Here is a 12,649-nt window from a genome sequence, read left to right as displayed (position 1 = left end):
GCAACTGCAGGCGATGCGCGAGAAGCGTAGGTGCCTCGGCAAGCTCATCCGAGAGCACCCTGAGACCGGCCCGCCGATCCAACGGCTGCTGGCGGGTCGTGGGCATCAAGGTGCTGCTGATCTTCGTCTTCCTGATCGTGCTGACCCTGTTCAACATCTGGTGGGAACGCCGGGTGGTGGCCCGGATGCAGCACCGGATCGGCCCGAACGTGCACGGCCCGTTCGGTCTGCTCCAGTCGCTGGCCGACGGCATGAAGCTGATGTTCAAGGAAGACCTGATGCCGAAGGGCGTGGACAAGTTCGTCTACGTCGCGGCACCGGTGATCGTGTCGATCCCGGCCTTCCTCACCTTCGCGGTGATCCCGTTCGGCCCGACGGTGAAGATCCCGTTCACCGACACCTACACCCGGTTGCAGCTGACCGACCTGCCGGTCTCGGTGCTCTACGTGATGGCGATCGCCTCGATCGGCATCTACGGCATCGTGCTCGGCGGCTGGTCGTCCAACTCGACGTACTCGCTGCTCGGTGGTCTGCGCTCCAGCGCCCAGATGATCTCCTACGAGGTCGCGATGGGCCTGGCGCTGGTGACGGTCTTCCTGTTCGCCGGCTCGATGTCCACCTCGGAGATCGTCGCGGCGCAGGGCTCGCACCAGACCCTGAACCTGTTCGGCCTGGCGCACATCCCGGTGCCGGGCTGGTACGCGTTCCTGCTCTTCCCGTCCTTCGTGATCTACGTGATCTCGATGATCGGCGAGACGAACCGGGCGCCGTTCGACCTGCCGGAGGCCGAGGGCGAGCTGGTGGCCGGCTTCCTGACCGAGTACTCGTCGATGAAGTACGCGATGTTCTTCCTGGCCGAGTACATCAACATGGCGACCGTGTCGGCGCTCGCGACCACCCTGTTCCTGGGCGGCTGGCGGGCCCCGTGGCCGATCTCGCTGTGGGACGGCGCGAACTCCGGCTACTGGCCGGTGCTCTGGTTCGTCGGCAAGATGATGTGCTTCATCTTCTTCTACATCTGGTTGCGCGGAACGCTGCCGCGGCTGCGCTACGACCAGTTCATGAAGCTGGGCTGGAAGGTCCTGATCCCGGTCTCGCTGGGCTGGATCCTGCTGGTCGCCACGGTCCGGGCGGTCGGCCGCCAGTCGGACGGCTCCGACCGGCGCACCTACCTGCTGGTGGCCGCCGGCATCATCCTCGCGTTCGTCGTCATCTCGAGTTTCCTGCCGTCGAAGAAGACCGAGCAGACCGAGCCGGAAGCCGAGGGTGGCGAGTTCGACGCCTTCGCCGGTGGCTTCCCGGTCCCACCACCTCTCGTCGATTCCAAGAGCGAGGAAGTTAGTCGTGGCTAGCGTCAAAGAGTCCCTCTGGGACCCCGTCGCCGGGTTCGGCGTCACCTTCCGGACGATGTTCCGCAAGGTGTTCACCGAGCAGTACCCCTTCGAGAAGAAGCCGACCGCACCGCGGTTCCACGGCCGGCACCAGCTGAACCGCTGGCCGGACGGGCTGGAGAAGTGCATCGGCTGTGAGCTGTGTGCGTGGGCCTGCCCCGCGGACGCGATCTACGTCGAGGGCGCGGATAACGATGAAAGCGCAGCGGGTGGCTCCGGCCGCTTTTCTCCCGGCGAGCGGTACGGCCGGGTGTACCAGATCAACTACCTGCGCTGCATCCTCTGCGGACTCTGCATCGAGGCCTGCCCGACCCGGGCGCTGACGATGACGAACGAGTACGAGCTGGCCGACCGCAGCCGCGAGTCCCTCATCTACGAGAAGAAGGACCTGCTGGCCCCGCTCCTGCCGGGCATGGAGGAGCCGCCGCACGAGATGCAGCTGGGCAAGTCCCAGACCGACTACTACCTCGGGCTGACCGGCTCCGCGGTGGTTCCGGAGAGCGCGTCGATCCACCCCGAGAGCTCGCTCAAGGGGGGTGCTGACCAGTGATGGTTCCGCTCGTCACCGGCGGCCAGGTCGCGTTCTGGATGCTCGCACCGATCATGGTGCTGGCCGCGATCGCGATGATCCTGGTCCGCAAGGCGGTGCACTCGGCGTTGCTGCTGGCAACGGTGATGATCTGCCTGGCGGTCCAGTACGCCGCGCAGGACGCACCGTTCCTGTTCGCGGTCCAGATCATCGTCTACACCGGCGCGATCCTGATGCTGTTCCTGTTCGTGCTGATGCTGGTCGGCGTCGACGCGTCGGACTCGCTGGTCGAGACCATCAAGGGTCAGCGGCTGTGGGCCGGCATCGGCTTCCTCGGGATCGCGGTGCTGCTGATCTTCGCGACCGGCAGCTCGGTCTACGGCGACCCGGTCGGGCTGGGCAACGCGCAGCCGGACGGCAACCCGAAGGGGATCGCGCAGCTGCTGTTCGGCAAGTACGTGTTCGCCTTCGAGGTCACCTCGGCGCTGCTGATCACGGCGGCGCTCGGCGCGATGATGCTGGCGCACCGCGAGCGGCTGACCAAGAAGCTGACCCAGCGCGACCACGCCGAGGAGCGGATCCGCAAGTACGCCGAACTCGGTGTGCACCCCGGCCCGCTGCCGACCCCCGGCGTACTGGCCCGGCACAATGCCGTCGACACCCCGGCGCTGCTGCCGGACGGGTCGATCGCGACGACCTCGGTGTCGCGGGTGCTGCAGGCCCGTGGCACGGTGTTCCCCGAGACCGAGGAACGCGACGAGATCGAAACGGTCCGCAGGATCGCCGACGGCGACGCGGGCGACGAGGTCCCGCCGGAACCCACCGGTACGGACCTGACCGGATTCGGTGAAGGAGACAAGCTGTGAGTACCGAGCCGTACATCGTGCTCTCGGCGATCCTTTTCAGTATCGGGGCGCTCGGCGTACTGGTACGCCGGAACGCCATCGTCGTCTTCATGTGCGTGGAGCTGATGCTGAACGCGACCAACCTCGCGTTCGTCAGCTTCGCCCGCCAGCACGGCAACCTCGACGGTCAGATCGCCGCCTTCTTCGTGATGGTGGTGGCCGCGGCCGAGGTCGTGATCGGGCTGGCGATCATCATGGCCATCTTCCGCACCCGTCGCTCGGCCTCGGTCGACGACGCCAACCTGCTCAAGTACTGAGGTCATAACCGATGAGTCATGAGCTGACGTGGCTGCTGGTCGCGATCCCGGCGGTCTCCGCGGCGATCCTGCTTGTTGGTGGCAAGGCCACCAACAAATGGGGTCACCTGCTGGGGACCGCGGCGTCGCTGGCCTCTTTCGTCTGCGGAGTCCTGCTGTTCTTCCAGATGCAGGGCAGGTCCGGCGAAGAGCGGTCCGAGACGATCAAGCTGTTCGAGTGGTTCTCGGTCGGCAGCATCCATGTGGATGTGACCCTGCTGGTCGACCAGCTGTCCATCCTGTTCGTGCTGCTGATCACCGGTGTGGGTTCGCTGATCCACATCTACTCGATCGGCTACATGGAACACGACCCGCGGCGGCGCCGCTTCTTCGGGTACCTGAACCTGTTCATCGCGTCGATGCTGCTGCTGGTCCTGGCGGCCGACTACCTGCTGGTCTTCGTCGGCTGGGAAGGCGTCGGTCTGGCGTCGTACCTGCTGATCGGCTTCTGGCAGCACAAGCACTCGGCCGCGACCGCCGCGAAGAAGGCGTTCGTGGTGAACCGGGTCGGTGACATCGGCCTCTCGCTCGCGGTGATGAGCATGTGGGCGCTGTTCGGCTCGTCGGCCTTCACGACCGTGAACGCCGGCGCCGACGGGATGTCCAAGACCTGGGCGACGCTGGTCGGCCTGATGCTGCTGCTGGCGGCCTGCGGCAAGTCCGCGCAGGTGCCGCTGCAGTCCTGGCTGCTGGACGCGATGGAGGGCCCGACCCCGGTCTCGGCCCTGATCCACGCGGCGACCATGGTCACCGCGGGCGTGTACCTGGTGGTCCGCTCGCACGCGATCTACGCGGTCACCGACGCGGCCTCCACCGCGGTGGTGATCGTCGGCACGGTCACCGCGCTCGCCGGTGCGATCATCGGTTGCGCCAAGGACGACATCAAGAAGGGTCTGGCCGGCTCCACGATGAGCCAGATCGGCTACATGATGCTCGCCGCCGGCCTCGGCCCGGTCGGGTACGTGTTCGCCATCTTCCACCTGCTCACGCACGGCTTCTTCAAGGCCAACATGTTCCTCGGTGCCGGCTCGGTGATGCACGGCATGAACGACGACGTGAACATGCGGCACTACGGCGGCCTGGCGAAGTACATGAAGGTCACCTTCGTCACCTTCGCCTTCGGCTACCTGGCGATCCTCGGCATCCCGCCGTTCGCCGGCTTCTTCAGCAAGGACAAGATCATCGAGGCCGCGTTCGCGGACAACATCGTGATCGGTCTCTGCGCGCTGCTCGGCGCCGGTATCACCGCGTTCTACATGACCCGGATGATGCTGATGACCTTCTTCGGCGAGAAGCGCTGGGAGAAGGACGTGCACCCGCACGAGTCGCCGAAGGTGATGACGGTCCCGCTGATGATCCTGGCGGCCCTGTCGCTGGGCGGCGGTGCGCTGTACTTCGCCGGGCACTGGATCGTCGACTGGCTCGAGCCGGTGGTCGGGCACGAGGAGGAGCACGCTCCGCTCAGCGCGCTGGTGATGACGCTGATCACCCTCGCGGTCGTTGCCGTCGGCATCGTCATCGCGGTGCTGCTGTACCGCCGCGACATCCCGCGCGAGGCGCCGGTCCGGGTCTCGCCGGTCACCACCTTCGCCCGCCGTGACCTGTTCGGCGACGCGCTGAACGAGGCGGTCCTGATGCGCCCGGGCCAGTACCTCACCCGGACGCTGGTCTGGCTCGACAACCGCGGGGTGGACGGCCTGGTCAACGGGCTGGCCGCACTCTTCGGTGGGCTGTCCGGCCGGCTCCGCCGGTTCCAGACGGGCTTCGTCCGTTCCTACGCACTCAGCATGGTCTTCGGCGCCGCATTCGTGGTCGTCGCCCTCCTCGCGGTGAGGTTGTCGTGAACATCGGTTGGCTGACCCTGACACTGCTCCTGCCGTTCGTGGGAGCCCTGGCGACGATGGCGGTGCCGAAGTCGCGGACGACCCTGGCCAAGCAGGTCGCCCTCGGCTTCGCGCTGATCACGCTGGCGCTGACGATCGTGATCGCGATCGGCTACCACCGCAACGGCCCGGCCGACTACGCCGAGGACGTCACCTGGATCAAGGCGTTCGGCGCGCACTACGCGCTCGGCCTGGACGGCGTCGGGATCGTGCTGGTGGTGCTCACCGCGCTGCTCACCCCGATCGTGCTGATCGCCTCCTGGAACGACGCGAAGACCGGCCGGTGGAGCGAGAAGTCCTTCTTCGCCTGGATCCTCGGCCTGGAGATGCTGTCGATCGGCGTCTTCGCCGCCACCGACGTGTTCCTCTTCTACGTGCTGTTCGAGGCCACGCTGATCCCGATGTACTTCCTGATCGGTGGCTTCGGCGGCGCGCAGCGCTCGTACGCCGCGGTGAAGTTCCTGCTCTACTCGCTGCTCGGCGGCCTGCTGATGCTGGCCTCGGTGGTCGGCCTGTACGTCGTGTCGGCCAAGCACGGCGACCCGTCGTACCTGCTCACCGACCTGATGAAGGTCGACATGAGCCAGAACACCGAGCGCTGGCTGTTCCTCGGCTTCTTCTTCGCCTTCGCGGTGAAGGCGCCGATGGTGCCCTTCCATACCTGGCTGCCGGACGCCGCCGCCGAGGCGACGCCGGGCACCTCGGTGCTGCTGGTCGGCATCCTGGACAAGATCGGCACCTTCGGGATGATCCGGTTCTGCCTGGGCCTGTTCCCGGAGGCCTCCAAGTGGGCCACCCCGGTGGTCCTGGTGCTGGCCCTGATCAGCGTCCTGTACGGCGCGTTGGTGGCGATCGGCCAGACCGACATCAAGCGGCTGATCGCGTACACCTCGATCTCGCACTTCGGCTTCATCGTGATGGGCATCTTCGCGCTCACCTCACAGGGCCTGACCGGGTCGACGCTGTACATGTTCAACCACGGTCTCTCCACGGCGGCGCTGTTCCTGGTGGCCGGCTACCTGATCTCGCGGCGTGGCTCGGCCCGGATCGCCGACTACGGCGGGGTCGAGAAGGTGGCTCCGGTGCTGGCCGGCACCTTCCTGTTCGCCGGTCTGTCCAGCCTGGCGCTGCCGGGTCTGTCGCCGTTCATCTCCGAGTTCATGGTGCTGGCCGGAACCTTCAGCAAGCACAAGGTGATCGCGGTGATCGCCGTGCTCGGGATCGTGTTCGCGGCGCTCTACATCCTGATCATGTACCAGCGCCTGATGACCGGTCCGGTCCGGGACGGCATCGAGAAGCTCAAGGACCTGAACCCCCGCGAGGTACTCGCGATCGCACCGCTGGTCGTGCTGATCATCGGCTTCGGCATCTACCCGAAGCCGGTGGTCGACATCATCAAGCCGGCGGTCGAGTCGACGATGCAGCACGTGGGCGTCACCGACAAGGCCCCGCAGGTTCCCGTGACGGAGGGACAGAAGTGAGTGCAGTACTCATGCCGCTGGTAGCGCAGGCGTTGCCGCTGGCGGACTTCGTCAAGCCGAAGATCGAGTACAACGAGCTGGCTCCGCTGCTCGTCGTGTTCGGTGCCGGCTGTGTCGGTGTCGTCGCGGAGGCGTTCCTGCCGCGGGCCTACCGGCACCTGGTCCAGGTCGCCCTGGCGATCGTCGCGCTGCTGGCGGCCGGCGTACTGACCGGCATCCTGATGCACGACAAGAAGTCCCTGGTCGCCGCCCAGGGCGCCATCTCGGTGGACGGTCCGGCGCTGTTCACCTGGATCATCCTGCTCGCGCTGACGCTGATCAGCGTGCTGCTGTTCGCCGAGCGCTCGATCGACGGCGGCCTGTCCGCCTTCGCCGGCCAGGCGGCCGCCGTACCGGGCAGTGAGGCCGAGCGTGAAGGCACCGCTGCCAAGGTCGAGCACACCGAGATCTTCCCGCTGACGCTGTTCGCGGTCGGCGGCATGATGCTGTTCGCCTCGGCGAACGACCTGCTGGTGCTGTTCGTCGCGCTCGAGGTCTTCTCGCTGCCGCTGTACCTGCTGTGTGGGCTGGCGCGTCGTCGCCGGCTGATCTCGCAGGAAGCCGCGATGAAGTACTTCCTGCTCGGCGCGTTCGCCTCGGCCTTCCTGCTCTACGGCATCGCCCTGCTCTACGGGTACGCCGGGACCATGTCGCTGCCGGGCATCTCCGACGCGCTGGCCACCAAGACCGGTGGCGACGCGATCCTGCTCGCCGGCACCGGCCTGATCGGGGTCGGCCTGCTGTTCAAGGTCGGCGCCGTGCCGTTCCACTCGTGGACGCCGGACGTCTACCAGGGCGCCCCGACGCCGATCACCGGCTTCATGGCGGCCTGCACCAAGATCGCCGCGTTCATCGGGCTGATGCGGGTCTTCTACGTCGCCCTCGGCGGAACCCGCTGGGACTGGGCGCCGATGATGTGGATCGTCGCCATCTTGACGATGGTGGTCGGTTCGATCGTCGCGATCACGCAGACCGACGTGAAGCGGATGCTGGCCTACTCGTCGATCGCGCACGCGGGCTTCCTGCTGACCGCGTTCGTCGGCCTGGCACAGAGCGGTTCGGGTGTCACGCACGGCATCACCTCGACGCAGGCGGTGCTGTTCTACCTGGTCTGCTACGGCTTCCCGACCATCGGCGCCTTCGCGCTGGTGACCCTGGTCCGCGACGCGGGTGGCGAGGCGACGCACCTGTCCCGCTGGGCCGGCCTGGGTAAGAAGTCGCCGCTGCTGGCCGGCATCTTCGCCTTCTTCCTGCTCGGTTTCGCCGGGATCCCGCTGACCGCGGGCTTCACCGGCAAGTGGGCCGTGTTCACCGCGGCCTGGACCGGTGGCGCCTGGCCGCTGGTGGTCGTCGCGGTGCTCTGCAGCCTGGTCGCCGCGTTCTTCTACGTCCGCGTGATCGTGCTGATGTTCTTCTCCGACCTGCCGGCCGACAGCCCGGACGTGGCGCTGCCGGGTTGGCAGACCACGACCGCGGTGGCGTTGGGGCTCGCGGCAACCGTCGTACTGGGCCTGGTGCCCGGGCCGGTGCTCGACCTGGCGTCGCGAGCGGGTGAGTTCATCCGGTGAGCACGTCGCCTGCTGAGAGCCTGGGGTTCGAGTTCGCCGATCCGGCGCTCGAGTCCCGGGTTCGTGCTGGGCTGGAGTCCGTCGAGCGCGCGCTCGCCGACTCCGCCCGGTCCGAGGCTCCGTTCGTCACCGAGGCCGCGCAACACGTGATGTTTGCCGGCGGCAAGCGGTTCCGGCCGTTGCTGGCGCTGCTCGGGGCGGAGTTCGGGCCGGAACCGGCTGCCGCCGAGGTGGTGGACGCGGCCGTGGTCGTCGAGCTCACTCACGTGGCGACGCTGTACCACGACGACGTGATGGACGAGGCGGCGCTGCGGCGCGGTTCGTCCACCGCGAACGCGCGCTGGGACAACTCGGTCGCGATCCTGACCGGTGACTGGCTGTTCGCCCGGGCCTCCGACCTGGTCGCTTCGCTGGGGCCGGAGGCGGTCCGGATCCAGGCCCGCACCTTCGGCCGGCTGGTCGAGGGGCAGATCCGGGAGACGCTCGGCGTCACCGAGGGGCAGGACCCGCTCGCGCACTACCTGTCGGTGGTCGCGGACAAGACCGGCTCCTTGATCGCTACCTCTGTTCTCTTCGGTGCCCGGTTCGCCGGTGCTCCGGAGGAGACCCAGGAGACGCTGCGGGCGTTCGGCGAGGAGATCGGCGTGGCCTTCCAGCTCGCCGACGACATCCTCGACGTCACCTCGGAGTCCGGCCAGTCCGGCAAGACTCCCGGCACGGACCTCCGCGAGGGCGTCCCGACCCTGCCGGTGCTGATCTTCCGCGCCCAGGCCGACCCGTCGGACCCCGCCGACGCTCGGTTGGCGGAGCTGCTCGACTCCGACCTCACCGACGACACCCGGCTGGCCGAAACCCTCGCCGTACTCCGCGACCACCCGTCGCTGCGGCAGGCCGAGGACGACGTCCGCCGCCGGGCCGACGACGCCCGCAAACTCCTCGAGGACCTCCCCGAAGGCTCCGCCCGCGCGGCGCTGGAATCCCTCTGCGACCTGGTCGTCACCCGCTCGGTCTGACCCCGCACCGGACCGGCTGTGGACGGTTGCTGGGGTGGGCTGGGGTGATGAGGTTGGATGGAGGGGTGGACACGAGGAGGCTCGCGTGGGTGTGAGGACCGGTTTGGTCTCGGTGACGTTCCGGCAGCTGGGGGTCGAGGAAGTCGTCGAGGTGGCCGAGCAGGCAGGGCTGGCGGCGATCGAGTGGGGCGGGGACGTCCATGTCCCGCTCGGTGACCTGCCGGCGGCGCGGAAGGCGCGTGCTCTGTGCGAGGACCGGGGGATCGCGATCGCGGCGTACGGATCCTATCTGCGGGCCGGCAGTGTCGACCGGGAAGAGATCCGTACGGCGGTGACGACCGCGGTGGAGCTGGGTGCGCCCAGGATCCGCGTCTGGGCCGGGAGCGTCGGCACGGCTGAGGCCGGCGTGGGGGACCGGATGGCGGTGACGCGTGGGCTGGCCGAGTTGGCCGATGTCGCGGCCGGGTCCGGGATCGAGATCGCGATGGAGTTCCACCGCAACACGCTCACCGACGAGGTCGACTCGACCATCACGCTGCTGCTCGATGTCGGGGCGCCGAACCTCACGACGTACTGGCAGCCGCCGGTCGACCTCAACGATGCCGAATGCCTGCAACAGCTCGAGGCGCTGATGCCCTGGCTGAGCACGGTGCATGTGTTCTCGTGGTGGCCGTCGAACACCCGGCTACCGCTGGCGGCCCGTGAGTCGCTGTGGCGACCGGTCCTCGACCGCCTCGCCGCCGAGCCGCGCGAGATCAACGCTCTGCTCGAATTCGTCGCCGACGACTCGGTCAGCCAGTTCACCACCGACGCCGCGGACCTGCACTCCTGGGTTTAGCATGGCGGGTCCGCAAAGACTCGTGATGTGCAGGAGACATGGCTCAGTACGCGCTACTCATACTTCCGTCGACCAACCGGGTGTACGCCGAGTCGTCGACCGAACTGACGATGGCGGAGCTGGCCCTGTTCGGTCAGACCGCCCTCGACCAGCCGGTCCACGACATCGCCCGTACGACGATCGGCGGCGTCCCGTACGTCACCTTCGAGGCCGATGACCTGACCGAGTCCGACGCGGCCAAGCTCGCCAACCTGTCGTCGATCTACGCGCTCTTCCGGTACGACGGGAAGCTCCTGGAACCCGTGTTCCTGGAGTCCCTGGACCGGCTCGACAGCGACCTGATCACGATCCCGAAGTACCAGGGCAAGACGAATGAGCTGTTCACCAAGCTGCTGCTCAACACCACCTTGCTGTCGTCGGACTTCGCCAAGGACCTGCTGACCCGCAAGTTCTCGGTGATCGATCCGCTCTGCGGGCGTGGTACGACGATGAACCAGGCGCTGATGTACGGGTTCGACGCGGCCGGGGTCGACGTCGACCGGAAGGACTTCGAGGCGTACGGGACCTTCATCCAGACCTGGCTGAAGCGCAAGCGGTACAAGCACGACGCCGAGGTGATCCGGGTCCGGCGCGACGGCCGGGTGGCGGCGCACCGGTTGCAGGTCTCCTTCGCGCTGTCCAAGGAGGACTGGAAGGCCGGCGACAAGCTGAACCTCAGCTATGTCAGCGCGGACACGACCAAGGCGCTGGAGTTCTACAAGCCGGGCAGCTTCGATCTGGTGGTGACCGACGCGCCGTACGGCGTCCAGCACGGATCCCGTACTGCGGAAAGCGGCCTCCATCGCAGCCCCATCGACCTGCTCAAGGCAGCCGCTCCCGTCTGGGCCAGGCTGCTCCGGAAGGGCGGTGCACTCGGCATCGCGTGGAACACGAACGTCGCCAAGCGAGAAGCCGCCGCCGAGATCCTGGCCGACGCGGGACTCGAGCCGCTGAGCGATCCGCCGTACCAGGACTTCGTCCACCGCGTCGACCAGGCGATCGTCCGCGACATCCTGATCGCCCGGCGCCCCGGCTAGTCGCCCGTGCCGGAAGTTCCGTTGCGCTAGTTGGCGGGGACGTACAGGCCGATCGCGAGCAGGCCGCGGCTGGGGGAGTCGCCGACCGGGCGGACCTCGACGTAGCCGGACGCCTGGGGCTTGATCGCGATCGACTTGAAGCCTGCCAGCGGGCCGTCGCCAGGGGCCAGCGTGTAGGTGTGGCCGCCGGAGACGCCCGCGACCTCGAAGGTGCTGATGCCCGGGACACCGACCGACGCGAAGACGACGACGCACGGCGTGAACCCGGGGGTCTGCACGCTGACACCTTGGTCGGTCATCGTCGGGCTGAAGCTCGCGGTCATCAGGCCTTCGTCGATGCGGTACATATGGCCCTGATGCTCGATCAGCTCGGGGAAGGCTACCTCCGGGGTGGAGCCGATCGCCCGGTTGTCCGCGCGGCTGTAGATCCCGAAGCCGACCTGCTGGACGGGTGACGAGGACGGAGCGCCGGAGGGTTCGACGATCTCGGCGGTGATGTTCACCGACTGCGCCGGATGCGGGAACAGCACCTTCTGGTCCAGCAGGCCGGCGACGATCGACCCTGGATCGCTGACCCGGAACCTGCTGCAGGACTCGGTGGTGACGGCCCGGCCGTCGACCTTGAGGACGACCTCGGCGGGCTGGTCGGGACGGGTGCAGAAGACCCGGATGTCGACCCGGCGATCGCCCGGGGTCCACCGCAGCGCGACCGACTGCTCGCCCGGCTTGCCGACGGTCGCCGCCTGCAGGGTGTCTCCGGCGGCCTCGGCGCGGAAGCGGATCCCGTACTGGAGGTGATCCTTGGCGGAGATCGCGGGTTCGGCGTCCGGCAGACCGTCCGGCTCAGCGGCCGGGTACGCCGTCGGCCCGACCGCCGACGGAGTCGACGCCGGTGGCGCGTCGGCGTCGATCCGATAGCCGTTGCTCAAGGCAACTGCGGTGGCGATGACGGCGATCCCGGCCACGCCGGTCGTGGCGATCCGGCGGTGCCGCAGCTGCGCCCGGCGACGCCGTACGGCGGCCAGCGGGACCGGTTGGGCCGGGTCGATCTCGCCGGCCTGCTCCTGCAGGTGGTGGCGCAGGTCGTCGATCCTCATGACTGCTCCCTGACGGCGTCGAGAAGGGCCGGGTCGATCCGGAGTTTCGCCAGCGCGCGGCTGGTCTGGCTCTTCACCGTGCCGACCGAACAACCGAGGATCCGGGCGGCCTCCGCCTCGGGCAGGTCCTCGTAGAAACGGAGCACGATGACGGCCCGCATCCGGCGCGGTAGCCGGCGGAGCGCCTCGCCGAGGTCGGTGCGATCGTCCAGGCCGGCGTGATCGCTGGTGGCGGTGTGCGGGAGCTCGTCGGTCGGGTACTCGTTGTTCCAGCGCCGCCGCCACCACGAGGTGTAGGTGTTCACCAGCGTCCGGTGCACGTACGGCCCCGGGTCGTCGATCCGCCGCCAGACGGGCCAGCATTTCGCCAGCGCCGTCTGGAGCAGATCCTCCGCGAGCACCCGGTCCTGAGTGAGCAGGTAGGCGGTCCGGAGCAAAGAGGCATACCGGGCCGCCATGAAGTCCTCGAACTCCACGCCCTCGTCGCTCACCACGATCTCCACACCACCTACCAGCGGTCGGCCCCCCGAAAA

At 68.0% G+C, this 12,649-nt stretch carries 12 protein-coding genes; 10 read left to right on the top strand and 2 right to left on the bottom strand.

The window, feature by feature from the left end:
- Positions 1-59 precede the first annotated feature (59 nt).
- From nuoH to ABZ004_RS03535, 10 genes are all read left to right on the top strand, one after another.
- Positions 60-1,352 (top strand): NADH-quinone oxidoreductase subunit NuoH, encoded by a 1,293-nt coding sequence (nuoH, locus tag ABZ004_RS03580; RefSeq protein WP_355678310.1) that lies wholly within the window; start codon positions 60-62, stop codon positions 1,350-1,352.
- Positions 1,353-1,407: 55 nt separating this feature from the next.
- Positions 1,408-1,941 carry an NADH-quinone oxidoreductase subunit NuoI gene (gene nuoI / locus ABZ004_RS03575; protein WP_355678309.1) on the top strand — a complete coding sequence of 178 codons (534 nt, stop codon included), beginning with the start codon at positions 1,408-1,410 and terminating at the stop codon, positions 1,939-1,941.
- On the top strand, positions 1,941-2,786 hold the full coding sequence (locus tag ABZ004_RS03570) for an NADH-quinone oxidoreductase subunit J (protein ID WP_355678308.1): 846 nt from the start codon (positions 1,941-1,943) through the stop codon (positions 2,784-2,786). The genes nuoI and ABZ004_RS03570 overlap by 1 nt, the downstream gene beginning before the upstream one ends.
- Entirely contained in the window at positions 2,783-3,082 is a 300-nt protein-coding gene (nuoK, locus tag ABZ004_RS03565; protein WP_355678169.1) for an NADH-quinone oxidoreductase subunit NuoK, read from the top strand. The genes ABZ004_RS03570 and nuoK overlap by 4 nt, the downstream gene beginning before the upstream one ends.
- An 11-nt stretch (positions 3,083-3,093) precedes the next feature.
- On the top strand, positions 3,094-4,965 hold the full coding sequence (gene nuoL / locus ABZ004_RS03560; RefSeq protein ID WP_355678168.1) for an NADH-quinone oxidoreductase subunit L: 1,872 nt from the start codon (positions 3,094-3,096) through the stop codon (positions 4,963-4,965).
- Entirely contained in the window at positions 4,962-6,485 is a 1,524-nt protein-coding gene (locus tag ABZ004_RS03555; protein ID WP_355678167.1) for an NADH-quinone oxidoreductase subunit M, read from the top strand. The genes nuoL and ABZ004_RS03555 overlap by 4 nt, the downstream gene beginning before the upstream one ends.
- Before the next feature lie 11 nt (positions 6,486-6,496).
- Complete coding sequence (gene nuoN, locus ABZ004_RS03550) at positions 6,497-8,092, top strand: NADH-quinone oxidoreductase subunit NuoN (protein ID WP_355678307.1); 1,596 nt, start codon at positions 6,497-6,499, stop codon at positions 8,090-8,092.
- 71 nt (positions 8,093-8,163) lie between these two features.
- Positions 8,164-9,105: a polyprenyl synthetase family protein gene (locus ABZ004_RS03545; protein ID WP_355678306.1), complete on the top strand. Its 942-nt coding sequence runs from the start codon at positions 8,164-8,166 to the stop codon at positions 9,103-9,105.
- An 85-nt stretch (positions 9,106-9,190) separates the two neighbouring features.
- Entirely contained in the window at positions 9,191-9,943 is a 753-nt protein-coding gene (locus tag ABZ004_RS03540; protein ID WP_355678166.1) for a TIM barrel protein, read from the top strand.
- A gap of 38 nt (positions 9,944-9,981) precedes the next feature.
- The gene (locus ABZ004_RS03535; RefSeq protein ID WP_355678165.1) at positions 9,982-11,019 is read left to right on the top strand and encodes an SAM-dependent methyltransferase; all 1,038 of its coding nucleotides are present in this window, start codon (positions 9,982-9,984) and stop codon (positions 11,017-11,019) included.
- A 26-nt stretch (positions 11,020-11,045) separates the two neighbouring features.
- Here the strand turns inward: ABZ004_RS03535 and ABZ004_RS03530 are convergent, their stop codons facing one another.
- The gene (locus ABZ004_RS03530; RefSeq protein ID WP_355678164.1) at positions 11,046-12,116 is read right to left on the bottom strand and encodes a hypothetical protein; all 1,071 of its coding nucleotides are present in this window, start codon (positions 12,114-12,116) and stop codon (positions 11,046-11,048) included.
- The gene (locus ABZ004_RS03525; RefSeq protein ID WP_355678163.1) at positions 12,113-12,619 is read right to left on the bottom strand and encodes a SigE family RNA polymerase sigma factor; all 507 of its coding nucleotides are present in this window, start codon (positions 12,617-12,619) and stop codon (positions 12,113-12,115) included. The genes ABZ004_RS03530 and ABZ004_RS03525 overlap by 4 nt, the downstream gene beginning before the upstream one ends.
- Positions 12,620-12,649 lie beyond the last annotated feature (30 nt).

This window comes from Kribbella sp. NPDC006257 (assembly GCF_040613535.1).
GTDB lineage: Bacteria > Actinomycetota > Actinomycetes > Propionibacteriales > Kribbellaceae > Kribbella.
The sequence above is the reverse complement of the archived record's forward strand: the minus strand, read 5'-3'. Positions and strand labels throughout refer to the sequence as shown.